Source organism: Maritimibacter alkaliphilus HTCC2654 (genome assembly GCF_000152805.1).
In the GTDB taxonomy this organism is placed as follows: Bacteria; Pseudomonadota; Alphaproteobacteria; order Rhodobacterales; family Rhodobacteraceae; genus Maritimibacter; species Maritimibacter alkaliphilus.
In genome coordinates this window covers 2,196,457-2,220,882 of sequence record NZ_CH902578.1, presented here as the reverse complement: position 1 = coordinate 2,220,882, position 24,426 = coordinate 2,196,457, and the positions used below count along the sequence as shown (strand labels likewise).

General features: G+C 63.6%; 25 protein-coding genes. 14 read left to right on the top strand and 11 right to left on the bottom strand.

The annotated features are described in order from the left end of the window. The first annotated feature begins 115 nt into the window (after positions 1–115). From RB2654_RS11960 to RB2654_RS11945, 4 genes are all read left to right on the top strand, one after another. A complete protein-coding gene (locus RB2654_RS11960) occupies positions 116–511 on the top strand; it encodes a hypothetical protein (protein ID WP_040884791.1) in 396 nt (131 codons plus the stop codon). Positions 512–588: 77 nt separating this feature from the next. After that, the gene (locus tag RB2654_RS11955; protein ID WP_008331816.1) at positions 589–1,317 is read left to right on the top strand and encodes a ZIP family metal transporter; all 729 of its coding nucleotides are present in this window, start codon (positions 589–591) and stop codon (positions 1,315–1,317) included. Between the two features lie 93 nt (positions 1,318–1,410). Further along, complete coding sequence (locus tag RB2654_RS11950) at positions 1,411–1,854, top strand: VOC family protein (RefSeq protein ID WP_008331806.1); 444 nt, start codon at positions 1,411–1,413, stop codon at positions 1,852–1,854. Positions 1,855–1,862: 8 nt separating this feature from the next. Beyond that, a complete protein-coding gene (locus RB2654_RS11945) occupies positions 1,863–2,804 on the top strand; it encodes a hypothetical protein (protein ID WP_008331805.1) in 942 nt (313 codons plus the stop codon). Here the strand turns inward: RB2654_RS11945 and RB2654_RS11940 are convergent. Further along, positions 2,780–3,271: an MgtC/SapB family protein gene (locus RB2654_RS11940; protein WP_008331804.1), complete on the bottom strand. Its 492-nt coding sequence runs from the start codon at positions 3,269–3,271 to the stop codon at positions 2,780–2,782. The genes RB2654_RS11945 and RB2654_RS11940 overlap by 25 nt on opposite strands. Before the next feature lie 151 nt (positions 3,272–3,422). Here RB2654_RS11940 and RB2654_RS11935 point away from each other — a divergent pair, with 151 nt between their 5' ends. Then, on the top strand, positions 3,423–3,692 hold the full coding sequence (locus RB2654_RS11935; protein WP_008331803.1) for a YMGG-like glycine zipper-containing protein: 270 nt from the start codon (positions 3,423–3,425) through the stop codon (positions 3,690–3,692). Positions 3,693–3,758: 66 nt separating this feature from the next. Here RB2654_RS11935 and RB2654_RS11930 read toward each other — a convergent pair whose 3' ends face one another. Genes RB2654_RS11930 through RB2654_RS23585 form a run of 4 tightly spaced genes read right to left on the bottom strand, consistent with a single transcriptional unit; the run spans position 3,759 to position 6,512 of the window. Then, positions 3,759–3,956, bottom strand: coding sequence for a CsbD family protein (locus RB2654_RS11930; protein ID WP_008331802.1), 198 nt, complete (start codon positions 3,954–3,956; stop codon positions 3,759–3,761). Positions 3,957–4,004: 48 nt separating this feature from the next. Continuing rightward, positions 4,005–5,786, bottom strand: coding sequence for a sensor histidine kinase (locus RB2654_RS11925; protein ID WP_008331799.1), 1,782 nt, complete (start codon positions 5,784–5,786; stop codon positions 4,005–4,007). Next, the gene (locus RB2654_RS11920; RefSeq protein ID WP_040884789.1) at positions 5,783–6,361 is read right to left on the bottom strand and encodes an RNA polymerase sigma factor; all 579 of its coding nucleotides are present in this window, start codon (positions 6,359–6,361) and stop codon (positions 5,783–5,785) included. The genes RB2654_RS11925 and RB2654_RS11920 overlap by 4 nt, the downstream gene beginning before the upstream one ends. After that, positions 6,351–6,512 carry a NepR family anti-sigma factor gene (locus tag RB2654_RS23585; protein WP_008331795.1) on the bottom strand — a complete coding sequence of 54 codons (162 nt, stop codon included), beginning with the start codon at positions 6,510–6,512 and terminating at the stop codon, positions 6,351–6,353. The genes RB2654_RS11920 and RB2654_RS23585 overlap by 11 nt, the downstream gene beginning before the upstream one ends. Before the next feature lie 139 nt (positions 6,513–6,651). On the opposite strand from RB2654_RS23585, the gene RB2654_RS11910 reads away from it, so the two are divergent. Together RB2654_RS11910 and RB2654_RS11905 are read left to right on the top strand one after the other, a co-directional pair. Then, positions 6,652–7,461, top strand: a complete 810-nt coding sequence (locus RB2654_RS11910; RefSeq protein WP_040884787.1) for a response regulator — start codon at positions 6,652–6,654, stop codon at positions 7,459–7,461. Positions 7,462–7,592: 131 nt separating this feature from the next. Beyond that, positions 7,593–9,671: an SGNH/GDSL hydrolase family protein gene (locus RB2654_RS11905; protein WP_008331791.1), complete on the top strand. Its 2,079-nt coding sequence runs from the start codon at positions 7,593–7,595 to the stop codon at positions 9,669–9,671. Between the two features lie 63 nt (positions 9,672–9,734). On the opposite strand, the gene RB2654_RS22910 is transcribed toward RB2654_RS11905, so the two are convergent. Continuing rightward, a complete protein-coding gene (locus RB2654_RS22910; protein ID WP_008331790.1) occupies positions 9,735–9,905 on the bottom strand; it encodes a DUF1328 domain-containing protein in 171 nt (56 codons plus the stop codon). A gap of 214 nt (positions 9,906–10,119) precedes the next feature. On the opposite strand from RB2654_RS22910, the gene RB2654_RS11895 reads away from it, so the two are divergent. Next, positions 10,120–10,419, top strand: coding sequence for an ElaB/YgaM/YqjD family protein (locus RB2654_RS11895; protein WP_008331788.1), 300 nt, complete (start codon positions 10,120–10,122; stop codon positions 10,417–10,419). Further along, on the top strand, positions 10,416–10,844 hold the full coding sequence (locus RB2654_RS11890) for a phage holin family protein (protein WP_008331785.1): 429 nt from the start codon (positions 10,416–10,418) through the stop codon (positions 10,842–10,844). Before RB2654_RS11895 ends, RB2654_RS11890 begins: the two co-directional genes overlap by 4 nt. A 29-nt stretch (positions 10,845–10,873) precedes the next feature. Here RB2654_RS11890 and RB2654_RS11885 read toward each other — a convergent pair whose 3' ends face one another. The 4 genes from RB2654_RS11885 to RB2654_RS11870 all read right to left on the bottom strand — a co-directional run bounded on the left by RB2654_RS11885 (position 10,874) and on the right by RB2654_RS11870 (position 15,889). Then, entirely contained in the window at positions 10,874–11,314 is a 441-nt protein-coding gene (locus tag RB2654_RS11885) for a universal stress protein (protein WP_008331784.1), read from the bottom strand. Then, entirely contained in the window at positions 11,311–13,929 is a 2,619-nt protein-coding gene (locus RB2654_RS11880) for a TRAP transporter permease (RefSeq protein ID WP_008331783.1), read from the bottom strand. The genes RB2654_RS11885 and RB2654_RS11880 overlap by 4 nt, the downstream gene beginning before the upstream one ends. A gap of 96 nt (positions 13,930–14,025) precedes the next feature. Beyond that, complete coding sequence (locus RB2654_RS11875) at positions 14,026–14,991, bottom strand: TAXI family TRAP transporter solute-binding subunit (RefSeq protein WP_008331782.1); 966 nt, start codon at positions 14,989–14,991, stop codon at positions 14,026–14,028. A gap of 34 nt (positions 14,992–15,025) precedes the next feature. Then, positions 15,026–15,889 carry a MurR/RpiR family transcriptional regulator gene (locus RB2654_RS11870; RefSeq protein ID WP_138422509.1) on the bottom strand — a complete coding sequence of 288 codons (864 nt, stop codon included), beginning with the start codon at positions 15,887–15,889 and terminating at the stop codon, positions 15,026–15,028. A gap of 133 nt (positions 15,890–16,022) precedes the next feature. Here RB2654_RS11870 and RB2654_RS11865 point away from each other — a divergent pair, with 133 nt between their 5' ends. Together RB2654_RS11865 and RB2654_RS11860 are read left to right on the top strand one after the other, a co-directional pair. Beyond that, positions 16,023–17,342: an aspartate aminotransferase family protein gene (locus tag RB2654_RS11865; protein WP_040885654.1), complete on the top strand. Its 1,320-nt coding sequence runs from the start codon at positions 16,023–16,025 to the stop codon at positions 17,340–17,342. Between the two features lie 14 nt (positions 17,343–17,356). Beyond that, a complete protein-coding gene (locus tag RB2654_RS11860; protein WP_040884785.1) occupies positions 17,357–18,094 on the top strand; it encodes a 3-keto-5-aminohexanoate cleavage protein in 738 nt (245 codons plus the stop codon). 238 nt (positions 18,095–18,332) lie between these two features. Here the strand turns inward: RB2654_RS11860 and RB2654_RS11855 are convergent, their stop codons facing one another. After that, entirely contained in the window at positions 18,333–20,534 is a 2,202-nt protein-coding gene (locus RB2654_RS11855; protein WP_008331778.1) for an NADP-dependent isocitrate dehydrogenase, read from the bottom strand. A 318-nt stretch (positions 20,535–20,852) separates the two neighbouring features. Between RB2654_RS11855 and RB2654_RS11850 the strand changes: the two genes are divergently transcribed. From RB2654_RS11850 to RB2654_RS11840, 3 genes are all read left to right on the top strand, one after another. Then, the gene (locus RB2654_RS11850; protein ID WP_040884783.1) at positions 20,853–22,478 is read left to right on the top strand and encodes a peptide ABC transporter substrate-binding protein; all 1,626 of its coding nucleotides are present in this window, start codon (positions 20,853–20,855) and stop codon (positions 22,476–22,478) included. A gap of 79 nt (positions 22,479–22,557) precedes the next feature. Further along, positions 22,558–23,481, top strand: a complete 924-nt coding sequence (oppB, locus tag RB2654_RS11845; protein WP_008331775.1) for an oligopeptide ABC transporter permease OppB — start codon at positions 22,558–22,560, stop codon at positions 23,479–23,481. Positions 23,482–23,493: 12 nt separating this feature from the next. Further along, on the top strand, positions 23,494–24,426 hold the full coding sequence (locus RB2654_RS11840; protein WP_008331773.1) for an ABC transporter permease subunit: 933 nt from the start codon (positions 23,494–23,496) through the stop codon (positions 24,424–24,426).

Here is a 24,426-nt window from a genome sequence, read left to right as displayed (position 1 = left end):
CCCAAACCCCCCTCCGAAGTATTTTTGAAACAGAGAAGGTTGGACGGGGGCTCGTTTGGGGTTCGGATGTGTGGCGGGTGATGCTAGCCTGACAGGATAGGGCAGGAGGGGCGTTTTGCGGAAGTTAGGGGCGATTTTCGGTTTCGCGGTGATGTGCGCGAGCGGCGCGGCGGCGCAGGACTGGGAGACGATGGAGACCATCGGTGGCGCTTGGGACACCGAATGGGGCGAAGTCTGGGTCTTTCAGAACGGGTCGCGCTACGACGGCAATTATTCCGAGGACAACGGGCGCTTCTGGCTCGAATTCACCGATCACGTCTTCGAAGGCTATTGGGCCGAGGACCTGTCGGACGTGCGCTGCGACGTGGAATACATGGGGTCGTGGTATTGGGGGCGGCTGGAGCTTTCCAACAGCGACCATTTCCCCGGATTCCTGATGCGCTGGGGCTATTGCCGCGCCCCCGTGGACCGGATGTGGGCCTTCTACGAACGCCTGCCGGACGGGCTGTGACGGGAAAGCGGCACGGGCTTCGGCAGGCGACAGGCGCGCCGGTTTGACGGGGCGTGGCGGTTCTGAGAGGGTCTGTGATGCCCGATTTCATTCTCGCGCTTCTGTACGGCACCGCCGTCGGATTGATGATCCCGCTTGGCGGGGCGCTGGCACGGATCGAACGGCTTCAGCCCCGCTGGCTCGAGCAGGAGTTCCGCCACAGCATGATCGCGCTGGCGGGGGGCATCCTCGTCTCGGCCGTCGCATTCGTTCTTGTCCCGGATGGGCTGGAGCTTCTGCCGCTCGGGCCGGGGCTGGCCGCGTTCTTTGCCGGCGGGGCGCTGTTCGCGCTGATCGAACGGCGTCGCAAGGCCCGTGGGCGCGCGGCCAACGCGCAATTGAGCGCGATGCTGACCGATTTCGTGCCCGAGGCAATGGCGCTGGGGGCGCTGATGGCGACGGGGTCGGGAAACGGCGCGCTTCTGGCCTTATTCATCGGGGCACAGAACCTGCCGGAAGCGTTCAACGCCTTCCGCGAGATGATGGCGCATGGCAAACGCAGCGCGGCGCGGGTGACGGGTGCCTTTTTCGCGCTGGCCGCGGTCGGACCGATCGCGGCGGCGGTCGGGTTCCTGTTTCTGAGCGAATTGCCTGCGGTCACCGGGAGCATCATGCTCGCCGCCGCAGGGGGCATCCTGTTCCTGACATTCGAAGACATCGCGGTGAAAGCGCATCTGAAATACAGCGAAGCCCCGTCGCTGGCGGCGCTGGCAGGGTTCGGGCTGGGGATCGTCGCCATGTCCGTCGTCGGCGCCGGGGCGCCCTGATCGCCCGACGCCACGTTTCCGTGGGTTCGTGAAACCTTTGGTTGAGGTGAACCCGTTCCTTTCTTACCTGTTGGGAAACGAAAAGGAGTTCCCATGCGCTATGTGCACACGATGGTCCGTGTGACCGATCTGGAAGAAAGCCTCGATTTCTGGGTGAACAAGGTCGGCATGGTCGAGATCCGGCGCAAGGATGTGCCCGAGGGCAAGTTCACGCTCGTCTTTCTCGCCGCGCCCAAGGACAAGGAGAGCGCCGAGGCGACGACCGCGCCCGAGCTTGAACTGACCTACAACTGGGACTCGGATGAGACCTACAAGACCGGGCGCAGCTGGGGTCATCTGGCCTACAAGGTCGATGACATCTACGGTTTCTGTCAGAAGCTGATGGACGCGGGCGTGACGATCAATCGCCCGCCGCGCGATGGTCGCATGGCGTTCTTTAAATCCCCTGATAATATTTCCGTGGAATTGATTCAGGACGGCCCCGCGCTTGAGAAACAAGAGCCGTGGGCTTCGATGGAGAACACGGGAGACTGGTAGGAGGTATCATGTCCCGCAGACTGCAAGATCTGGTTCGACTGAACGCCCGCGACCGGCGCGGGATCGCCCCTGTGGGTGAGGGTGATGGCGCATCGCCCGCATCCTTTGCCGCACACCAGCCCGCCGATCTGAGGGCCGAGACCGAGGTGGCGCTGGGTGCGCTGCCCAACGGGCTGGCCGACCGGATACTGGCGCGCTTCGACCCGGGCCGGGTGATCCCCGGATCGTTCGGCACCGACCGCGACATCCTGTTTTTCGTCCATGTGCCGATGACTGCGGGCAATGCCGTGATGGGCACGCTCAAGGGCGTGTTCGACCGCACGCGGACCATCGGGGCCAATGCGCTGGGCGGTGACCTCAAGGCCGAGTGGCAGGCGGCGCTCGACGCGCGGGAGGCGGCCAAGGGGCGCTTGCGTCAGGCTCTTGCCGGGCCGCTCAAGTTCAAGCGCTTGTCCGAGGTTGTGAAGGGGGCCAGCGAAGTGCAATTCGCGAGCTTCATTCGCAATCCGGCGGACCGGCTGTTTTCCGACTACGTGGCGCAATCGTCGCCGGACAACCCGGACCACGCGGCGTTTCTGGAGGAATTTCCGACGTTCGAGTCCTATGTCGACGGCGCCCCCGCGAACCCGCAGCTTGCGCAACTCGTGGGCAAGGCTGGCAATGTGTCGGAGATGCTGGAGCGGCTGGTGTCGACCTATTCCTTCCTCGGGGTGAGCGAGCATGTTTCGGCCTCGCTCGAACATTTCCGGCGCTCGCACAACCTGCCGACGTTGAGCGACATCTCCGAAGCGGCGGCGGGGCAGGCGGCGAAGCTTACACCTGCACTCAGGTCGCGGATCTGCAAACGGCACATGGCCGACTGGCTGGTCTTCTCGCTTGTGGAGCCGGCGATGGCCGGGTTCGAACAGCGGCTGGCGGCGGTGGCCTATCCGGATCGCTCGCGCCCCTGAAGCCGCCGTTCGGCGATACCGACGAGCCAAACGATCGTGATGGCGGGCAGGGTAACCATCAGCGCCAGCGCCCACAGGCCCAGCCCGCAGGCCAGACCGACCGAGGCCGCCAGCCAGAGTGAGGCCCCGGTCGTCAGGCCCTGAACCTTGCCGCCGCTGAAAACGATCATCCCGGCGGCAAGAAAGGCGACACCGGCGGTCACCGCCTCGATCACGCGGATCGGGTCATAGCGCGCCCCGTCGCCCCAGGCCTCGCCCCGGTTCATGAGTTCCAGCATCAGGATGCAGTAGACGGCGGCGGCCATGCCGACGAGCATATGTGTGCGCAGTCCCGCCGGGCGGTCGCGCGCCTCGCGTTCGAACCCGATCAGGCCGCACAAGAGCAAAGCGCCCGCCAGACGGAGGGCGAGGATGCCCAGCGGCAGGAACGTGGTGGTCGAGAATTCTTGGGCGAGTGTGTCTAGCATGGCGGTATGGGTAACCACCCGACAGGACCTGCGGTTCCCGGTGACTCTCCGCTTATTTGCGGAACCTACGGAAACTTCGGAACAAATCTGTCGCAAGGTTTGTTAGTGTTGCATCGAATCTTGCAAAAAACAGGGAACGTAGGAGACAATCATGAAAGCCCCAATTTTCGCGGTCGCTGCCGCTTCGGCCCTTTTCCTCGCCGGGTGTGAAACCCAGAACCAAACGACCGGCACGGCGGTCGGTGCGGCCACGGGTGCTGCGATCGGCGGTCTGACCTCGGGCTCGCTCGCGGGTGCAGCCGTGGGTGCGGCGACCGGTGCGGCCGCAGGCAACCTGATCGGTCGCGCGGCGGACGAGCGCAATATGTGCATCTATCAGGACAGCGCCGGCAACCGTTACAAGGCGGCCTGCCCGGCCTGATCCGGCCACGATGGACAAAAGAAAAGCCCCGCTCAGGCGGGGCTTTTCGCGTTTCAGGGGGCGGGATCAGGCGGCGTTGAGCCAGTCGTCGACTTCCCGCTGGACCTCTTCCTTGGACTTGCCGTAGCGCTCCTGAAGGATGCCTTCCAGCTTGGTCCGGTCGCCGTTGATCACGTCGAGGTCGTCATTGGTGAGCTCGCCCCAATGGGTCTGCGCGTCACCTTTGATCTGCTTCCACTTGCCTTGCACTTGGTCCCAGTTCATCGGGAGCCTCCTTTCGTTGCAGCATGCAAGCGAAACGTTCGATCTCGTCTAACGGTTCCCGACCGGGATCGGCGGATGCGTGTGGTCCGAGGGAATGATCTCGGCGTCGAAACCGTGGATCGGGAAGTCGATGACGACAGAGTAATGGGTGTCGGTCTGGTCGCGGGTGACCTTGGCCTCCATCGTGCCCACGAAAGCGCGCACGAGTTGCTCGCCCAGCCCGGTGGACACGTCGTCCTCCGGCTCTTCCCGGTCGAGCGCCAGCGTGTTTCGCACGGTCACCACGCCCCGGTCCGTTCCCGGTGCACAGTCCAGCCGGACCTCGATGACCGGCGTTTCTCCCGTGCTCGTCGGCCCCATGTGTTTGAGCGCATTGGTGACCAGTTCCGAAACGGCGAGCGATAGGGGCACCGCCTGATCCGGGTAAACCTCGCAGTCGTCGTAATGCGCTTCGAGCCGCACGTCGGTGGAGTCCCCGGTCTGGGCGGATTTCACCATCTGGGCGACGATGGTCTGGAGCAGTTCGCCCGCCCGCACCCGTTCGGCCGTCGACGTCTCGTAAAGGTTCTGGTGGACGCGGGCGATGGACATGACCCGCTGCTGAATGTCGCCGAGCGCGGATTTGATGGCCGGCGTGCGCGCCTTGCGGATCTTCATGCCAAGGATCGACACGATGAGCTGAAGGTTGTTCTTCACCCGGTGATGCACCTCTTTCAACAGAACGGTGCGCTGGTGGATCGTGTCGTAAAGCTCGGCCTCGTCATGCAGGATGTTCTCGGCCAGCCGCATCCAGGTTTCTTCCATGTCCCGGATTTCCGTCGGCAGACGGCGGTCGGCCCGCGGTTCGACGAGTTTGCGCGAGCGCATGAACTGAAGCATCCGGGCGCGCAGGTTGCGTGTCGGTTTGATGACCATGCGCTGCACGGCGTAGAACGCGACCAGAAGGCTGACGAGCCACATGAGCAGGGGAAACAGCATCGAGGTGCCGAAACTCATGCCGTTGGCCACGGTGTTGCGGCGGTACTGCCAGCTTCCCAGCGCATAGACCTGTCCCTGCACGATGGGGACGAGCGCGAACACGCGGCGCTGGCCGCGCGCGTTTTCGGCGATGAAGGCCACTTCGCTGCCACCGGCGGCAAGCGCCCGAAGGGATCGGTTCGCAGGCAGGTTCGCCGAAAGGTTGGTGGCGTCCGAGGACGAGGTGAGAACCTCGCCATCGCCATTGAAGGTGATGAGTTCGAGGGGGCGACTCGCCGCCTCTTCATCCGTGATGGTCGGTGTGGTGAGACTGCGGTGCGGCAGCGAGGCGACGACATAACCGTCGTAATCGCCGCCGTTGATGACCGGAAGCGACACGACGATGACCGAGGTCTGGCTGATCGAGCCGCGCAGCGAGAATTTGACGCGCGGGCCGGGGTTGTCGACGAATTCCTTGTGCAGGGGCCGCTCCGCCAGGCTCGACCCCATCGCGTCGGAGGCACACAGAATATCGCCGTTGCGCCCGACATACCCGATGAAGGACAGCTCGGGCGTGTCTCTGAGCAGCGCGGACATCGGTTGCTCGCACGGATACCCCGCTTCGCGCAGGACCGGGATCATGGTCACGACGGTCTTGGCCACGCCGGTCGCGGTTCTGATCGCCGCCTCCTGTTCGGCGGCGGCGTCAGACGTGAGCGCCAGAAGCGTGTCCGCCAGATCGCGGTCGGCACGATCCAGCAGTTGATAGGTGGTGGCAACGGAAATGAGGCCAACGGGCAAGAGCGCGATGGCAAGGAGACCGGCGATCCGAAAGGTAAGCGACCGGCTCCGTTCCCGGAACGTATTGATCAATGACCGGTCTTCCTCACTTGCATTCCGGAATTCAGGACGGCCATGGTCGCGCTGTCGGTAAGTTCCAGTCCATCGTCATCGTTCAGTTCGAGAAGCTCGGCCAGACGGGCACGGCCCCGGTTGATCCGGCTCTTGATCGTGCCGATGGCGACGCCACAGGTCTCGGCGGCTTCCTCATAGGACATGCCCGAGGCGCCGACGAGGATCAGCGCTTCGCGCTGCTCGACCGGCAGTTCGGCGAAGACCTTTTCGAAATCCGCCATCGCGAGCCGTCCGTCATGGTGGGGCTTTTCGCTGAGCGTGCTGGCCATGGCACCGTCCACATCTTCGACCTCGCGCTTTTTCTTGCGCAGGTCCGAGTAGAAGGTGTTGCGCAGGATGGTGAACAACCACGCGCGCAGGTTGGTGCCCGGTTTGAATTTGTCGAAGTTTTTCCATGCCTTGACGATCGTGTCCTGCACGAGGTCGTCGGCGGCGGCGGAGTTTCGCGTCAGGCTCGCGGCGAAGGCACGCATCGCCGGCAGATGCTCGACAACGGCTTCGCGCGGGTCCACAGGTCGCACATCATTTGCCATGAGCGGACCCCTGATCGTCCTGCTCGCGCAGTTGCGCCAACAGTTCCATGAACTTGTCCGGTACATCTTCGTCTAGCTTGCTTTGAAAGACTTTCCGGAGGTTCTGGTCGATCTTTTCGTCCCAGCGATCCTTATCGTTGTCCTTGGTCATAGTCGTCCGTGTCCCATCGTTTCTTATCTGCCTCGATTGCGCACACTTTTTTTGCCGTCTTCGGGAACCAAACCCGGTCCGGCGTGTTTTGTTCCCGACGAACGTGAAAAAAATGGGGAAATAAACAGGGATGGATGGGATGCCCGACTCCGATACAGAATTTCTCTCAGTCAAGATCGCCGCGCTGCTTCCGTATCTGCGGCGCTACTCGCGTGCACTGACCGGGAGCCAGAAGACCGGCGACACCTATGCGGCGGCCACGCTTGAGGCGCTGCTCGAAGATCGCTCGGTCTTTGAACTTGGCTATGACCACAAGGTCGCGCTGTTCCGCGCGTTCCACCAGATCTGGTCAAGCTCCGGCTCGCCCGTCGAAGTGGGGGAAGAGGGCATTCATGCCCGCGCCCAGCGTCATCTGGCCAAGCTGACGACCAACACCCGCGAGGCGTTGCTGCTTTACACGGTCGAGGAGTTTCCGACCTCGGACATCGCCAAGGTCATGGATCTCGACGAGGACGAGGTGAACCACCTCATCACCGTCGCACGGCGCGAGATGGAAGACAGCGTGAAGGGTCGCATCCTCGTCATCGAGGACGAGGCGATCATCGCGATGGACCTTCAGGATATCGTGGCCGACATGGGCCACGCGATCACCGGCGTCGCCCGGACCGAACGCGGTGCCGTCGATCTGGCGGGCAAAGAGACGCCGGACCTGATCCTGTCGGACATTCAGCTTGCCGACGGCTCATCGGGTATCGACGCGGTGAACGCGATCCTCAAGAGCGCGGGGGACATTCCGGTGATCTTCATCACCGCCTTCCCCGAACGGCTCCTGACCGGCGAGCGGCCCGAACCGGCTTTCGTCATCACCAAACCCTATTCCGAGGATCAGGTGCGCTCGGCCGTCAGCCAGGCGATGTTCTTCTCCTCGACCGAGACGCTGGAGACCTGAGCCAGCCACACTAAAGGTGCGAAGCGGCGTTCCCCACCCTCGGGAGCGCCGCTTTTTTTGTCGCGCCGACGCCTTCACCTGCCGGGCAGGGGCGTTAAGATCGGCCCCGTCGTATTTTGCGGGGTCGCGTCATGGCATTCGGGATGAGGTTGGTTTTTTCGGGGATCGTCGCGGCATTGGTCGCAAGCGGGGCGACCGCCGCGCCGGATTATCGGATCGACTGGGAAATCACCAATCGGTTCGGCCCGTTCGAGGCGCTGAACCTGCCTTCCGCCGTGTTTCAGGAGTATCGGCTGCGCGAAGAGGACGGGGGTTTCGACGGCTGGCACGCCCGGCTCGACCGCAGGCCCGGCGGCATGAAATCGCCCTATGCCGATGCCATCCGGTCGGGTGCGCCGCTTCATTGGGATCCGATACGCCAGCTTCATTCGCCGCGGGTCACGCGGTTCGTGAAGCACGAGAAAGACCCGCAGACGACCGTTTCCGCCCGGTTCCGGCTGACGGTCGAGGGCGAAGACCCGCTTGCCGAGGGCGCGATGTGCATGTGGGAAGGGGGGGCGCCGCAGCCCTGCGATGCGCCTTTCGATACACGTGTGCCGCTCAGGGGCAGTTTCGTTTCCGTTGAGGTCGGGGGGGAAACCGTGCTGGCCTGGATCAAGCCCGAGCACATGGTGATCGTCGGGGTGGGCGATTCCTATTCCTCGGGCGAGGGGAACCCGGATCTGCCGGCCGAATGGAAACCGCTGCGGTTTCCCAATTCCAACGACATCGGCTGGCTTGCGGAACGGCGCAGCCAATTCCTTGAACCCGGACCGGATCGGCGCTGGATCGACAACACCTGCCATCGCAGCTTTTTCTCTTACCAGGGCCTGACCGCGCTGCGCCTTGCCTCCGAAGACCCGCATCGGTTCGTGTCGTTTCTGCATTATTCGTGCAGCGGGGCCGAGATTTTCGACGGGCTCATCTTCCCGCAACGTCGCGTGATCGAAGAGGGGTCCGACGGGCCGGTCTGGCTGAGATATGCTCAGGTCAACGCGGTGGTGCAGGATCTGTGCGCCGGGGGGCTTTCGCAGAACCCGCGCCACCGCGCCCATCCCGATTATTTCCCGGTGACGGACGAGGAACTGGGCGGACTTTCGATCCGCGACTTCGAAAGGACTTATAGGGGAACCGAGCTTGCACCGGGGGGGCGCTCGGAACCCTGGATGCGCCCGGCGCGCGAGGCGGGGGGGATCAGCCGATCCTATCCGCACGACGGGTTGATGGACTGTGACGAACTCAGGGTGCCGGACCATGTGTTTCTGTCCATCGGCGGCAATGACGTCGCCTTCGGCGAGATGGTGCGCTACTACATTCTGCCGGTCGATTACGAGGATAGCTGGCTGAAATCCATCGCGGCCCCAGCGGTCTGCCCGCCGCCGGTCTATCAGGCGGACAAAAGATTGCACCCGGCGGCCTATGCGCGCTGCGCCCGTCTGCGTGGTGCCAATGGCTATGACGCGATGGACCTTTTGACCGGGACCGAGCGGAACGGGCAGCTTGTCGGCGGCATTGACCAGCGTTTTTCGCTGGCGGTCTCGATCCTCAAGCACCGGCTCGGGGTTCCGGCCGAGGCGATTTCCATGGCGCAATATCCAGACCCCTTGCGCACCGTCCCGCCGGTTACGCCGCCCTGCGCGCGGCTGCGCTATACGGATCAGGTCGTCTATGGCGCACAAAGCGATACCTATGACGATCTCAGTGCCTGGAACGGGATCGACGAGGCGACGCGCGTGATCTCGTGGACGAAACAATGGGAATACGTGGTGACCGAGGAAGAAGCGTGGAAGGCGCTGGATTTCTTCGACACCTTCCGGGTCAGGCTGGCGGATACGGCGCAGGAGCTCGGGATCAGTTTCGTGTGCGAAACGCGCGATGCCTTCGTGGGTCACGGCTGGTGGACCGGCGAACATCTGGCGCTGCCGCATCTCGTGCCCCAAGGCCGGCCCGGTCACTGGAACATCGAAGATCTCGACCCCTACGGCTACCGCGTCGCCGGGCGCGCGATCCGAACGGCGAACGACAGCGTGCTGATCCAGCCGAGCCTCGTGCGGGTCGCGACGCGCAACACCTCGGTCTCGGGGACGTTCCATCCGAATTTCTTCGGACATCGGCTTGTGGCTGAGGGGTTTTATCAGTCGCTGTTCGGGGGCGAGGCCCCGGAGGACTGAGGCGTAAAAAAATGGGGCGCCCGAGGTACGGGAGCGCCCCACCTTTTCAGGGTCTTGTCCGGCTTACACGCGCCGACCACGCACCGCACGGGCGATGAGGGCGACGACGAACAGGACGAGGAACACGAAGAACAGAATCTGCGCGATCCCGGCCGAGGCCGAAGCGATGCCACCGAAGCCGAACACGGCGGCGATGATGGCGATGACGAGGAATGTGAGAGCCCAACCGAGCATGACGAAACCTCCTTCTTTCAAGTTGTTACAGGGTGCGCCATGCGGCGCGGATCATTGGATTTGAAACTGAGCCGGGGTCAGGAAAGTTCCGAAAAAGAATCTGCTGGTGGTGGAACAGCGCCCGCGCGCATGCGTTGGACCCCTGAATGGACAGACCACCCCGGAAGGAGTTTTCCCAATGGCCACTGCCGCACAAAGTTCGAATGGAAAAGCAATGGACAGCCACGTCAAAGATCTCGAAGCGCAGGTCGCTTCGCTGAAAACCGACGTGTCGTCGCTGACCGCCACGCTCAAAGACCTGACCACCACTGCCGGTGCCGAAGCCAAGTACCGCGCATCCGCGACCGCCAAGAAAGCGCGGGCGCAGGGTGAAAAGGCCTATGCCGACGCGCAGGACGCGACCGTCGCGGCCTATCGCAACGCCGAAAACCAGGTTCGTGAAAACCCGGCTGCCGCCGTGGGGATCGCCGCCGGTGTCGGCTTCATCGTCGGGCTGTTTCTGGCGCGCAAATGATCGCCGCGCTTGAATACCGCATCAGACTTGCCGTTCGTCGCACCATGTTCGGTGTGGCGAGCGGCATCATGCTGTTCGTGGGCTTCGCCTTTCTCGCCGTCGCGGGCTGGATCGCGCTTTCCGCGTTCTTCGAGCCGATGCAACTGGCGCTGATTTTCGGCGGGATTTTCGTGGGTCTCGGCCTGATCTGCCTTGCCATGACTCGCACCAGCCGCGCGAAGATTTCAATGGCACCCAGCGTGAACGCACCTGTTTCGACGGTCGCGCCCGCAGCCGGTGTCGCCGCGGTCGGAACGCTCGGCACGGCCTTCATTCAGGGCATTTCCGCTGGCATGGCCGCGCGCAAGACGACCAAGCCGTCCGCGCCGCCGCCGGGATACGATCCGGCGTATGAGCCGCATCCACACGATCTGCATCATCACTGAGAAGGGCGGCAAGTGCCGCCCTTTTCGTTTCAGACTTCCCGCACCACGTAGACCGACGCTTTGGTGTGGCGCACCACCCGCGCCGCGTTCGGGCCGAGAAGATAGTCGGACAGATCGGGGTCATGGGCCCCGAGGACGATCAGATCGGCCTCGTCCTTTTCCGCCACCTTGAGGATTTCCTGATAAGCCTTGCCGACCGCGACCACGTGGCGGCAGGCCGCGTTGGCCTCTTCGCCCAGCACCTTGCCCACCGCGTCGCAAAGCAGCGCATGGGCGTGTTCCACGGCCTTTTGCGTGTGCTTCTCGTCGAAGTAACCGCCGACCACCGACATGCCGTAATCGGGCACGACGGTGATGACGTCGAGTTGCGCGCCCTCGGCCTCGGCGATCTTGTGCGCGCGTCTCAGCACGATCGCTTCGGCTTCGGGCCGGTTGATGTCGATGGCACAGAGCACGGTCTTGATGGTCATGCCGGCACTCCTTTGCGGGCAGGGGCCGCCGTTTCGGCGCGGCGGGACTGGAGGAAGGCGATCAGCGCCATGAGCGCCAGCGCCGGGATGAACATCAGCTCTTTCGGCAATTGCTCGGCAGGTGCGCGCACCGCCGAGATCGTGACGGGTTCGTCACCGTAGAAGTCGAACGAGGCAAGCTGATCCGACAGCGGCGTGCCGAACATCGGCTCTTCGAGAATGACCTGATCGCCTTCGGGCAGAAGCAGGAGACCCCATTCATCCAGTCGGGCCTGCGCGCCCTCGACTTCGGGCACGGTGAGGACCACGGTCAGATCCTTCATCTCGAGCGTGTCGAAGTCGGGGCCCGAAATCACGACGCGCAGATCGCGCCCCGCAGGGGCCTGTTCCAGACGCTGCTCCAGCGCCGTCGGCTCCACCTCGTCATAGGGTGGCTGGATCATGTCCATGAAGAAGCCGGGGCGGAACAGGGTGAAGGCAATCAGAAGCATCGCCACCGTTTCCCAGATCCGGTTCTTGGTCAGGAACCATCCCATCGTCGCGGCGGTGAAGATCAGGATGCCGATGGTCGCGACGATGAACACGAGTATCCCCTGCACCAGCGTCACGTCGATCAGCAGAAGGTCGGTGTTGAAGATGAACACGAAGGGCAGGGCGACGGTGCGCAAGCTGTAGAAAAACGCGGTGAAGCCCGTCTTGATCGCGTCGCCCCCCGACACGGCGGCGGCTGCGAAACTCGCAAGCCCCACGGGGGGTGTCACATCCGCCATGATCCCGAAATAGAAGACGAAGAGGTGAACGGCGATCAGCGGCACGACAAGGCCGGATTGCGCGCCAAGCTCCACGACGACGGCGACCATCAGGGACGAGACGACGATGTAGTTTGCGGTCGTCGGCAGGCCCATCCCGAGGATCAGCGACAGGATCGCCACGAAGATCAGCATCAGGATCAGGTTGCCGCCCGACAGGAACTCGACGAAGTCCGCCATCACCTGACCGATCCCGGTGAGCGACACGGTGCCCACGATGATCCCGGCGGTCGCGGTGGCGAGGCCGATGCCGATCATGTTGCGCGCGCCGTCGATCAGGCCGGCGACGAGGTCGAAGAGCCCGTCCTTGAGCTTGCCGACCGCAGCCGATTCACCCCGGAACATCGCCTTGAGCATCCGCTGGGTCAGCAGGATGCCGAAAAGCAGGAAGGTGGCCCAGAACGCCGACAGGCCCGGCGACTTGCGCTCGATCATCAGGAAATAGACCAGCACGATGATCGGGAGCAGGTAGTAAAGCCCAGACTTGTAGATGCTCGGGATGTGCGGCAGCTCGACGTTTTCCGAATTCGGATCGTCGGGTTCCAGATCCGGCACGGTCGAGGCGAGGTAGATCAGGCCAAGGTAGACCAGCCCCAGAAGCGCGGCGAGAATCCAGCCCGACCCGGTCGGCACCATCGACGTGACGAGGCGGACGGGGAATTGCGTCGCGTAGCACAGGATCGCGAAGCCCGCGAAGAACAGGAACATGCCCAAGACGGTGCGCCACAGCTTGACGACCTTGTCGCCCAGCGTCGGCATCCGGTTCTTCACCGCTTCGAGGTGAACGATGTAGACCAGCGCGATGTAGGAGATGATCGCGGGCAGGAAGGCGTGGGTGATGACCTCGACGTAAGAGATGCCGACATATTCGACCATCAGGAACGCCGCCGCGCCCATGACAGGGGGCATGATCTGACCATTGACCGAGGATGCGACCTCGACCGACCCGGCCTTTTCCGACGAAAAGCCCACGCGCTTCATCAGCGGGATGGTGAAGGTGCCGGTGGTCACGACGTTGGCGATGGACGAGCCTGAGATCAGGCCGGTGGCCGCCGAGCCGACGACCGCCGCCTTGGCGGGTCCGCCGCGCAGGTGGCCGAGCGCGCCGAAAGCCATCTTGATGAAGTAGTTGCCCGCGCCCGCCTTGTCCAAAAGCGCACCGAAGAGGACGAAGAGAAAGACGAACCGGGTCGAAACGCCCAGCGCGATGCCGAACACGCCCTCGGACGTGATCCACATATGCGACATGGCCTTGCGCAGGCTCGCGCCCGCCCATCGGATCTGCTCCGGCACCACGTCGGACGAGCCGAAGAACACGTAGGCAAGGAAGATCATGGCGAGGATCACCATCACCGGGCCGAGGGTCCGGTAAGCGGCGATGAACAGCAGGGCCAGCCCGGCGAGCGATGCGATGGCATCGGTCTGGTCGGCCAGCCCGCCGTTCGAAACGATCTTGTCGTAGAAGAAATACCCGTAAAGGGCGAGGAGGGCACCGCCGATGGCGAGCACCCAGTCATACCACGGCACTTTGTGCTTGGGCGCGCGCTTGAACAGCGGATAGGCCATCGCGGACAGGAAGATCGCGAAGGCGAGGTGGATCTGGCGCGAGTTGTTGATCGCGTCGGAGGGCAGGATATAGGGCGCCCAGGGCGAGGCGAGCAGGACCTGGAAAATCGACCAGATCAACGCGACGGCCGCGATGAAGATGCCCAGATTGCCCGGAACGGAACGCGCCCCGCTGTCTGAGGCCGCGACGAGCTCCTGAAGCTCCTGTTCGTTCAGTGCTCGGTTTTCCTTGTCGGACATGGTCCCTCCGTCCCGGCCAGATCGGCGCTCAGAAATCGTTGATTTACTTTGGGAGGGGAGGGCGGCGGACCGCCCTCCTGATCGGCACGGGTTGGATTATTCCATCCAGCCTTTTTCTTTGTAGTACTTCTCGGCGCCCGGATGCAGCGGCGCGGACAGACCGGCCGAGATCATCTCTTCGGGCACGAGGTTCGCGAAGGCCGGGTGCAGGCCCTTGAAGTCCTCGAAGTTCTCGAAGACCGACGAGACGACCGCATAGACGGCATCTTCCGACACGGCGTCCGAAGTGACGAACGTCGCGCCGACACCGAAGGTCATCGTGTCTTCGTCATTGCCGCGATACATGCCACCGGGGATGGTGGCGGTGCGGTAGAACGGGAATTCGTCGACCAGCGCCGTCACGGCGTCGCCCGACACCTCGACGAGGACCGAGTCGCAGGCGGTGGTGGCTTCCTGAATCGACCCCGACGGGTGACCGACGGTGTAGACCATCGCGTCGATCTGGTTGTCGCACAGGGCGGCGGACTGTTCGGCGGCCTTCAGCTCGGACGCGAGCGCGAAGTCGTCGGCGGTCCAGCCCATCTTCTCCATCAGCACTTCCATCGTGGCGCGCTGGCCCGATCCGGGGTTGCCGATGTTGACGCGCTTGCCCTTGAGGTCGTCGAAGGTCGTGATGCCGGCATCGGCACGCGCAACGACCGTGAACGGCTCCGGGTGGACCGAGAACACGGCGCGCAGGCCTTCGAAGGCCCCGTCTTCGAACTGCACCACGCCGTTATAGGCGTTGTACTGAATGTCGGACTGGGCGACGCCGAACTCGAGCTCGCCTTCCTTGATCGTGTTCACGTTGTAGACCGAGCCACCCGTCGATTCGACCGAACAGCGGATGCCGTGATCCTTGCGTCCCTTGTTCACCAGACGGCAGATCGCGCCGCCCGTCGGGTAATAGACACCCGTGACACCGCCGGTGCCGATGGTGATGAACTCTTCCTGCGCCATCGCCGGGGCCGTGAAGGCCACGGTGGCGAGGGCGGCGAGCCCGTATCTGAGATGCTTTGTCATATCTTTCTCCCGTTAGTTTGGTTGGTCTTGTGGTTCAGAGGCCGATCACCTCGCCCAAGGCGCGGTTCGCGGTCTCGACATCCGCGATCCGTTCGGTCGCGGTGGGTCCTGCGCGTTGCGCGATCATGGCCATCAGTGTTTCCACGAAGAACATGGTCGCCACGTAGGACGAAAAGAAATTGGGGCTTTCGGTCGGCACGACGACCCGCGCCGACGCATGACGCAGGGCGGGGCAGGTGTGCGTATCGGTGACGACGAGCACGTAGACGCCCCGCGCCCGCGCGAATTCCGCGGCCCGGATCGACGTGTTCGCGAAAGGGGGCTTGGTAAAGACGATCAGCGCGTCGCGCCGGTCGAGGTCGGAGAGCGCCGCCCCGACCGAGGCCCCCATGCGCCCCGCGGGCATCCAGTTGTCCCCCAGGAAGTTGCCCATATAGGCCGCGTATTCCGCAATGGCCGTGGAGCCGAGACCGCCAAGCAGCACGACCCGTCGCGCGGCATGAAGGTGATCGGCGATAGTGTCGAATTTCGCGGTGTCGATCTCGTCCGTCAGGCGGTCGATATTGGTCAGCGATGCTTCGCGGGTTCGGCGGATCAGGTCGGCGCTTCCCCCGTCGCTCGCTCCCTGAAGCGCGTCGGCACGGGCCGCGAAACTGGCTTGGCGCCGTTCGAGCCGCCGCCGCATCCCTTCGCGCAATTCCTCGAAATTCTCGTAACCCAGCGCCTTGGACAGCCGGGTGAAAGTCGCCGGGGCGAGGCCGGAGTGGTCGGCCACGGCCCGAAGCGACCGGGTGGCGGTGTCGAGAGGATTGGCGGCGATGTAATCGCCCGCTTCGCGCAGCCGCGCCGACAGCGCGTCGTAGTTCGAGGCCAATCGTTCCTCAAAACTGTGCAGCACGAAAAGTTACCCCGGCGAAACTGAAACACCCGACTCGGACCGTTTCATCTGTTTCATATCTTGTCAACGTGTGAACCATCTGTTTCATGCTGAAAGCGTGCAATCGACCGAGTCGGTCCCGGAGTCCAAGGCCATGAGCCACGTTTTTCATCGTTCCGCCAAACAAACGCCCCCCGTCGCGACGCGCGGTGAGGGGGGCTATATCTTTGATAAGGCTGGAAAACCCTACCTCGATGGCTCGGGCGGCGCGGCCGTGTCCTGTCTGGGGCACTCCGACCCCGACGTGATCGCGGCGATCAAGGCGCAGGCCGATGCGATTCCCTTCGCGCACACCGGGTTCTTCACCTCCGAACCGGCCGAGCGGCTTGCGGACCGCCTGATCGCCCATGCGCCCGAAGGCTTGGACAAGGTTTATTTCGTCTCCGGCGGGTCCGAGGCGGTCGAGGCTGCGCTGAAAATGGCGCGGCAGTATTTCGTCGAGATCGGCGAGGAAAGCCGGGGGCGTTTCATCGCGCGGCGGCAAAGCTATCACGGCAACACGCTGGGTGCGCTGGGCACGGGCGGCAATGCGTGGCGGCGCGCGCAGTTCCAGCCGCTGATGGTCGAGACCAGCCACATCGCCCCCTGCTACGCCTATCGCGGGCAGGAGGACGGCGAGGATCTGGTGGCTTACGGCCAGCGCGTCGCGGACGAGTTGGAGGCGGAGCTTTTGCGCGTCGGCCCCGAAACCGTCATCGGCTTCATCGCGGAACCCGTGGTCGGCGCGACCATGGGCGCGGTACCTGCGGTGCCCGGCTACTTCAAGCGCATCCGCGAGATCTGCGACCGCTACGGCATCCTCATGATCCTCGACGAGGTCATGTGCGGCATGGGCCGGACCGGCACGCTGTTCGCTTGCGAACAGGACGGGGTGTCGCCCGACATCGTGACAATCGCCAAGGGGCTGGGCGCTGGCTATCAGCCGATTGGCGCGACGCTTTGCACCGCGCGCATTTTCGACGCCTTCCAGAATGGCTCGGGCTTTTTCCAGCACGGCCACACCTACATCGGCCACCCGATGGCGACGGCGGCGGCGGACGTGGTCGTGACCAAACTGACTGACGGTGGCATGGCAGCGCGGGCGGCGGATATGGGCGAGAAACTGGGGGCTGCGCTGTTCGAGGCCTTTGGTCAGCATCCCCATATCGGCGATATCAGGGGGCGCGGCATGTTCCGGGGTCTCGAAATCGTCGCGGATCGCGAGACCAAGGCACCGTTCGACCCGGCGCTGGGCATCAACAAAAAGGTTAAGGCGGCGGCCTTCGAGGCCGGGCTCATCTGCTATCCGATGGGTGGCACCATCGACGGGGTGCAGGGCGACCACGTTCTGCTCGCGCCGCCCTTCATCCTGACCGACGACCAGTTGGGCGAGTTGGTGGACAAGCTGGGTCAGGCGTTCGGGGCGGTGCTGTGAGCCTGCCGTCGCTCATGGTTGCACCCAACGGGGCGACCAAGACCAAGACCGATCACCCCGCGCTCCCGATCACCTTGGACGAGGTGGCGGAAACGGCCCGCGCCTGCATGGCCGCCGGAGCGGACGGTCTGCACCTCCACCTGCGCGACATCGAGGGCGGGCACCTGTTGGACAGTGGCGCCTATCGTGAGGCGCTAGAGCATCTGGCGCGCGAACTCCCCGCGCTTCCCGTTCAGATCACGACCGAGGCGGGCGGGCGCTATGACCCCGGCCACCAGAAATACGTGGCGCTCCATTCCGGGGCGCGGATGGTGTCGGCGGCGTGGCGCGAGATCACGCGGGAAGAGGGCGCGCCTTCGTTCTACGCCTATGCCGCCGAACGCGGGATCGCGGTGCAGCACATCCTCTATGACGTGTCCGATGCCGAAGGCCTCGCCGCAACTCTGCCCGAGGGCCTGCTGCGCGACCCCGCGCTGCAACTGATCTTTGTGCTCGGGCGCTATGTCGATGGGCAGGTGTCGAAACCCTCGATGCTCAAGCCCTTCACCGATTGGATGAAACGCGAGCGGTTGGAGCCGGACTGGATGCTCTGCGCCTTCGGTCGGGGCGAAACCGACTGTCTGCGCGCCGCGCATAAGGCGGGCGGCAAGTGCCGGGTGGGTTTCGAGAATTCGCTGGTGAACAAGGACGGGAGCGTGGCGCGGGATAATGCGGAACGGGTGGCCGAGGTGGTTTCGAAGTTGGGTCTCTGATCCGTCCGGAATCAAGGCCGTCAGGCCGCCGGACGAACGCCTGCCCGTTCCCGCGGGCTGGCGCTGTGTAGACGTTCGCGCGAGGATTGAGGTCGTCCGGTCTTGGCTTGGATAAAGCGCTAACCATGAAGGTTCGGAGCGCCACCCCACGGGCAGGTGCTCGCCCGGCTAGTCACAGGCGGCAAACGAAAAGGGGCGCGCCGCAGCACGCCCCTGTCTCAGTCTCTCCCACCGACCCTTAGTCGATGATGCCGTTCAGCGTCGCCGAGGGGCGCATGACGGCAAAGGTCTTGGGCTCGTCGGGGTGGTAGTAGCCGCCCAGATCGACCGCTTCGCCCTGACCGGCCATCAGTTCTTCGAGGATCGTCGCCTCGTTCTCGACCATAGCCGCCGCAACGGGCTGGAAATGCGCGGCGAGGTCGGCGTCGGTGTCTTGCGCCGCCAGCGCCTCGGCCCAGTAACGGGCGAACCAGTAGTGCGAGGTGCGGTTGTCGGGCTGGCCGACCTTGCGCTCCGGCGAGTTGCCGTTTTCCAGCACCTTCTGCGTGGCCACGTCCACTGCGTCGCCCAGCACCTGCGCCTTGGCATTGCCACGCGCATCGGCAAGGAACTTGAGGCTTTCACCCAGCGCACAGAACTCACCCAGCGAGTCCCAGCGCAGGTGGTTCTCTTCCACCAGCTGCTGCACGTGCTTGGGGGCCGAACCGCCCGCGCCGGTCTCGAACAGGCCGCCGCCGTTCATCAGCTTCACGATCGACAGCATCTTGGCCGAGGTGCCAAGCTCGAGGATCGGGAACAGGTCGGTGAGGTAGTCACGCAGCACGTTGCCGGTGATCGTCACGCAATCCTCGCCCGCAACCATTGTTTCCAGCGTGAAACGGGTGGCTTCGCGGGGCGCCATGATCGGAATGTCGATCCCGGCCTCTTTCAGCGCGGGCTCGACGTATTTGATGAGCTCCGCGTCATGCGCACGGTTCGCATCCAGCCAGAAGGCGGCCTTGCCGGTCGCTTTCGTGCGGTCGATGCCCAGCTGGATCCAGTCGAGGATCGGCGCTTTCTTGGCGGTGGCCGAGCGCCAGATGTCGCCCTCGTTCACCGAGTGCTCGTGCAGGATGTCACCGTTGTCCAGAACGATGCGGACCTTGCCCGAGGCCGGGATTTCGAAGGTGGTCGGGTGCGAGCCGTATTCTTCGGCCTTCTGCGCCATCAGGCCCACGTTCGACACGGCGCCACAGGTGGTGACGTCGAGTTTGCCGTTTTCTTTGAAGTATTCGATCGTCTCGTCATAGACCGGCGCATAGCAGTTGTCGGGGATGCAGCACTTGGTCGGCGCGGCTTTCCCGTCCGGGCCCCAGCCGATGCCGCCGGCGCGGATCACGGCGGGCATGGAGGCGTCGATGATGACGTCCGAGGACACGTGCAGGTTGGTGATGCCGCGATCCGAGTCGACCATGTACATCGGGGGCTGCTTGTCCATCACGGCCTTGAGGTCGGCTTTCAGGTCTTCGTCGCCTTCGATCTTCGCTTCCAGCGCGCCGATGCCCGAATTCGGGTTCCAGCCCAGTTCCTTCAGCTTTTCGCCGTGCTTGGAGATGAACTCTTCTAGGTAGATCGCGACGAAATGGCCGAAGATGATCGGGTCCGAGACCTTCATCATCGTGGCCTTGAGGTGGACCGAGAACAGAACGCCCGGCTCCATGCTGTCGATCTCGGCGCGGATGAAGTCGCGCAGGGTCGAAGCCGACATGAAGGTCGCGTCGACCACGGTGCCTTCTTCGTACTTGAGACCGTCCTTCAGCGTGCGGCTGTTGCCGTCATCGGACAGGAACACGATCTTGGCGCCACCCGCCTGTTCGGCCGTGATGGTGGCCGACTTTTCGTTTGCGAAGAAGTCGTTGCCCGGCATCGAGGCGACGGTGGTCTTGGAATCCTTGGCCCAGTCGCCCATCGAATGCGGGTTGGCCTTGGCGTAGTTCTTCACCGCCTTGGCGGCGCGGCGGTCCGAGTTGCCTTCGCGCAGCACCGGGTTCACGGCGGAGCCTTTGACGGCGTCGTAACGCGCCTTGATATCCTTCTCGGCGTCGGTCGACGGCTCATAGGGATAGTCGGGCAGCTTGTAGCCCTGTTCCTGAAGCTCCTTGATCGCGGCGTCGAGCTGCGGCTGGCTGGCTGAGATGTTCGGCAGCTTGATGACGTTGGCGCCCGGCTGCTTCACGATCTCACCCAGAACGGCGAGGTCGTCTTCGACCTTCTGCTCGTCGGTCAGCACGTCGGGGAACTGGGACAGAACCCGACCCGCGAGCGAGATGTTGCGGATCGCGACGTCGATATCCGCCGCCTGCGCGAAGGACCGGATGATCGGGAGGAGCGAATGGCTCGCCAGTTCCGGGGCTTCGTCCACCTGGGTGTAGATGATGTCGGGGGTATCGCCGTTGGCCATGTGTCGCTCTCCGCTGGATCGGGGTGACGCGAGGGGAGAATCCGCCCCGCGTGAGGTTGCTGACCGCCTAATTCACGCCCGCTCACAAGTCAATGTGTGCAACGGTATACCGAACGGATTCGCGCCGTTTTTCTATCTGAGACAGGGTGGACGCCGCGTTCTCGCTAATATTTGAGCAAATTCCCGCAGGCTTTCGTCGCGTAAGGCTTGCATCACCTTGCCGGAAGACTAGTCCCGGTTAGAGTTGACCGATCGGAAAAAAGATCGGGGCCGCCCAAGGGCGACAACCGCACCTCATCAAAACAGGGAGAACGCGAAATGAAACATATGAGCAAATTGGCATTGGCGGCGCTTATGTCGACCACCATGCTGACCGGCGCGGCGCTGGCGGAAAGCCACGTGCCCGAGGGTGTGACCCTTGCCGACGACCAGACCTTCACCTACCGCCAGCTTGACGAATTCTCGTCGCTCGACCCGCAGATCGTCGAAGACGTCGATGGCTCGGACGTGGTGCGCGACCTGTTCGAGGGCCTGATGAACCAGGATGCCGACGGCAATCTGGTGCCGGGCGTTGCCACGGGCTACGAGGCGTCCGAGGACAAGAAGACCTACACATTCACCCTGCGTGAGAACGCCAAGTGGTCGAACGGCGATCCGGTGACGGCGAACGATTTCGTCTATGCCTGGCGCCGTGCGGCGGACCCCGAAACCGCGTCCCCCTATCAGTGGTTCATGGAGCTGATGTCGCTTGAGAACGCGTCGGAGATCGTCGCGGGCGAAGCCGATCCCGAAACACTCGGCGTGACCGCGATCGACGACTACACGCTCGAGGTCAAACTGACCGCGCCGCTGCCCTACTTCCCGCAGATGACCACCCATTCCACTACCTTCCCGTCGCCGCAGTCGGTGATCGAAGAGCATGGCAGCGAATGGACCAAACCGGAGAACATCGTCTCGAACGGCGCCTACGTGCTGGAAGAGCACCTGCCGGGCGAGCGTTCGGTGCGCGTGCGCAACGAGATGTATTGGGACAACGAGAACACGATCATCGACCGTGTCGTGGCTCTGGTCATCAACGACGAGAACGTGGCGCTGACCCGTTACCTCGCCGGCGAGCTCGACCGCACCGACATTCCGGCCGGTCAGTATCCGTCCCTCTCCGAAGAATACCCGGACGAAGCGGTGAGTTTCCCGCGTCTGTGTAACTACTACTACACCTTCAACGTGTCCGATTCCGGCCCCGAAGCGTTCAAGGACGTGAACGTGCGCAAGGCGCTCGCCATGGCCGTGGACCGCAACATCATCGTCGAGAAGGTGATGCAGGGCGGGCAGCCCCCGGCCTATACCTTCACCCCGGCCGCCGTCGCGGGCTTCGAGCCGCCGACCCTGCCGTGGACCGAGATGAGCCAGGCGGAACGCGACCAGATGGCCAAAGACCTTCTGGCCGAAGCGGGTTACGGCCCCGACAATCCGCTGGAATTCGAGATGGTCTACAACACCTCGGAAGCGCATGAGAAAGTCGCGGTGGCCCTGAGCCAGCTTTGGAAGCAGAAGCTGGGCGTTCAGGCGACGCTCGCCAACATGGAATGGAAAGTGTTCCTCGAAGAGCGCGGCAACCAGAACTTCGAAATGGCCCGCGGCGCATGGTGCGGCGACTACAACGAAGCCTCGACCTTCCTCGACCTGCTCGACAGCCAGTCGGGCTATAACGACGGCAAGTATTCCAACGAGCGCGTCGACGAACTGCTGGAACAGGCCAAGACGTCCGACGACACCTCGCCGCTCTACACCGAGGTCGAGGAAATCCTTTACGAAGAGATGCCGGTGATCCCGATCTACCACTACGCCGGTGTCTACATGCTCGACAGCGATCTGGGCGGCTGGCCCGTCGATAACGTCGAACAGAACTGGTACTCGAAAGATCTCTACAAGATCGCCGAGTAATCAGAGCCTTTCACATCGTTGAAATGCGCGCGCCCCGGACCGTCCGGGGCGCGCACCCCATTTTCCAAAAGGGTGGCCCGTGGTTTCCTACATCATCCGGCGACTTCTGATCGCGATCCCGACGATCCTGATCCTCATCATCGCCTCGTTCTTCCTGATCCAGTATGCGCCCGGCGGCCCGTTCACCTCGGAACGCCCCCTGCCGCCCGCCGTGCTCGCCAACCTCGAAGCGCGCTATGGGCTGGATCAGCCGCTTTGGAAGCAACTCTGGGACTACCTGACCAACATCGTCCTGCATTTCGATTTCGGCCCGTCGTTCAAGTTCAAGGACCGCGACGTGAACGACATCATCGCGCAGGGTTTCCCGATTTCGCTGACTTACGGATCGCTGTCCTTCATCGCGGCGACGGTGGTGGGCGTCGGCCTCGGCGTCGCCGCCGCGATCCGGCACAATTCGTGGATCGACTATGCCGCCGTCAGCATGGGCATCGGCGCACAGGCGCTGCCCAACTTCATCATGGGCCCGATCCTGATCCTCGTTTTCACGCTCTGGCTGGGCTGGCTGCCGGGCGGCGGCTGGAACGGCGGGCAGTGGCAATACCTCATCATGCCGGTGATCGCGCTCTCGACCTCCTACATGGGCAACATCGCGCGCCTCACGCGCTCGTCCATGCTCGAAGTGCTGAACTCCAACTTCATTCGCACGGCGCGGGCCAAGGGCCTGCCGACCCGCACGGTGATCTGGCGCCACGCGATGAAACCCACACTTCTGCCGGTGGTCAGCTATCTTGGCCCGGTCTTCGTCTACGTGCTCACCGGCTCGGTTTTCGTCGACCTCTACTTCTCGACCGGCGGTCTTGGCGCGGCCTATGTCGGATCGGCGCTCACCCGCGACTACGCCGTGCTTCTGGGCGTCACGATCCTTTACGGCACGCTCACCGTGTTCGTGAACCTCATCACCGACCTCGCCTATGCGTGGTTCGATCCCAAGATCCGTTACTGAGGGGGAAACGACATGGTTTTCGGAAGCTCCCAACGCGCCGCCGCCGTGGCGGACGATTTCACCGACCAGATCCCGGTCAAGGGCCGCTCGCTCCTGAAAGACGCGCAGATCCGGTTCGTTCAGAACAAGGCCGCGATGGCGAGCGTTTTCGTGCTCGCCCTGATCGTGATCTTCGTGATCGTCGGCCCGCTCTTCGCCCAGTGGTCGAACGAAGAAATCGACTGGGATCGGATGGGGAACATCGCGTCCGAGGGCGCGCCGTCCATCGCCAACGGCCACTTCTTCGGTCTCGATGAGCTTGGCCGCGACCTGTATTCCCGCGTCATTCAGGCGACGCGCACCTCGCTGCTCGTGGGCCTCGTGGGGGCGCTCACCGCGCTCATTATCGGCACGACCTATGGGCTTGTCGCGGGCTACGTGGGGGGCCGGGTCGACAGCGCCATGATGCGGTTCGTCGACATCCTGCTGGCGATCCCGCTGACCCTCGTCATCATTCTGCTGCTGGTCATCGCCGGGCGCTCGTTCTTCATGCTCTTCGTGTCCCTGGGTGCGGTCGGCTGGCTCACGATGAGCCGGATCGTGCGGGCGCAGACCCTGAGCCTCAAAACCCGAGAATTCATCGAGGCCGCGCGCGCCTCGGGCGTGTCCGAGGTGCAGATCATGATCCGCCACATCCTGCCGAACCTGATCGGCGTGGTGATCGTCTATGCCTCGCTCCTCGTGCCCGAGATGATCCTGACCGAGTCGTTCATCTCGTTCCTCGGTCTGGGGATTTCAGAACCCTACACGTCGCTCGGCAAGCTGATATCGGAAGGGGCCGGGACGATGGCCTATGGCACCACATGGCAGCTTTTGTTCCCCCTGTTTTTCTACGTCGCGATCATCATCACCATGTTCTTCATCGGTGACGGTCTGCGCGATGCACTCGACCCGAAGGACCGCTGA

Bases quoted from the DNA above. Each gene is read 5' to 3' on its own strand.
- RB2654_RS11860 (WP_040884785.1), top strand. From the start codon at position 17,357: ATGGTTGCACCCAACGGGGCGACCAAGACCAAGACCGATCACCCCGCG.
- RB2654_RS11890 (WP_008331785.1), top strand. From the start codon at position 10,416: ATGATCGCCGCGCTTGAATACCGCATCAGACTTGCCGTTCGTCGCACC.
- RB2654_RS23585 (WP_008331795.1), bottom strand. From the start codon at position 6,512: ATGACCAAGGACAACGATAAGGATCGCTGGGACGAAAAGATCGACCAG.
- RB2654_RS11865 (WP_040885654.1), top strand. From the start codon at position 16,023: ATGAGCCACGTTTTTCATCGTTCCGCCAAACAAACGCCCCCCGTCGCG.
- RB2654_RS11895 (WP_008331788.1), top strand. From the start codon at position 10,120: ATGGACAGCCACGTCAAAGATCTCGAAGCGCAGGTCGCTTCGCTGAAA.
- RB2654_RS11855 (WP_008331778.1), bottom strand. From the start codon at position 20,534: ATGGCCAACGGCGATACCCCCGACATCATCTACACCCAGGTGGACGAA.
- RB2654_RS11935 (WP_008331803.1), top strand. From the start codon at position 3,423: ATGAAAGCCCCAATTTTCGCGGTCGCTGCCGCTTCGGCCCTTTTCCTC.
- RB2654_RS11910 (WP_040884787.1), top strand. From the start codon at position 6,652: ATGCCCGACTCCGATACAGAATTTCTCTCAGTCAAGATCGCCGCGCTG.
- RB2654_RS11905 (WP_008331791.1), top strand. From the start codon at position 7,593: ATGGCATTCGGGATGAGGTTGGTTTTTTCGGGGATCGTCGCGGCATTG.
- RB2654_RS11950 (WP_008331806.1), top strand. From the start codon at position 1,411: ATGCGCTATGTGCACACGATGGTCCGTGTGACCGATCTGGAAGAAAGC.
- RB2654_RS11930 (WP_008331802.1), bottom strand. From the start codon at position 3,956: ATGAACTGGGACCAAGTGCAAGGCAAGTGGAAGCAGATCAAAGGTGAC.
- RB2654_RS11875 (WP_008331782.1), bottom strand. From the start codon at position 14,991: ATGACAAAGCATCTCAGATACGGGCTCGCCGCCCTCGCCACCGTGGCC.
- RB2654_RS11850 (WP_040884783.1), top strand. From the start codon at position 20,853: ATGAAACATATGAGCAAATTGGCATTGGCGGCGCTTATGTCGACCACC.
- RB2654_RS11840 (WP_008331773.1), top strand. From the start codon at position 23,494: ATGGTTTTCGGAAGCTCCCAACGCGCCGCCGCCGTGGCGGACGATTTC.
- RB2654_RS11885 (WP_008331784.1), bottom strand. From the start codon at position 11,314: ATGACCATCAAGACCGTGCTCTGTGCCATCGACATCAACCGGCCCGAA.
- RB2654_RS11955 (WP_008331816.1), top strand. From the start codon at position 589: ATGCCCGATTTCATTCTCGCGCTTCTGTACGGCACCGCCGTCGGATTG.
- RB2654_RS11880 (WP_008331783.1), bottom strand. From the start codon at position 13,929: ATGTCCGACAAGGAAAACCGAGCACTGAACGAACAGGAGCTTCAGGAG.
- RB2654_RS22910 (WP_008331790.1), bottom strand. From the start codon at position 9,905: ATGCTCGGTTGGGCTCTCACATTCCTCGTCATCGCCATCATCGCCGCC.
- RB2654_RS11945 (WP_008331805.1), top strand. From the start codon at position 1,863: ATGTCCCGCAGACTGCAAGATCTGGTTCGACTGAACGCCCGCGACCGG.
- RB2654_RS11920 (WP_040884789.1), bottom strand. From the start codon at position 6,361: ATGGCAAATGATGTGCGACCTGTGGACCCGCGCGAAGCCGTTGTCGAG.
- RB2654_RS11940 (WP_008331804.1), bottom strand. From the start codon at position 3,271: ATGCTAGACACACTCGCCCAAGAATTCTCGACCACCACGTTCCTGCCG.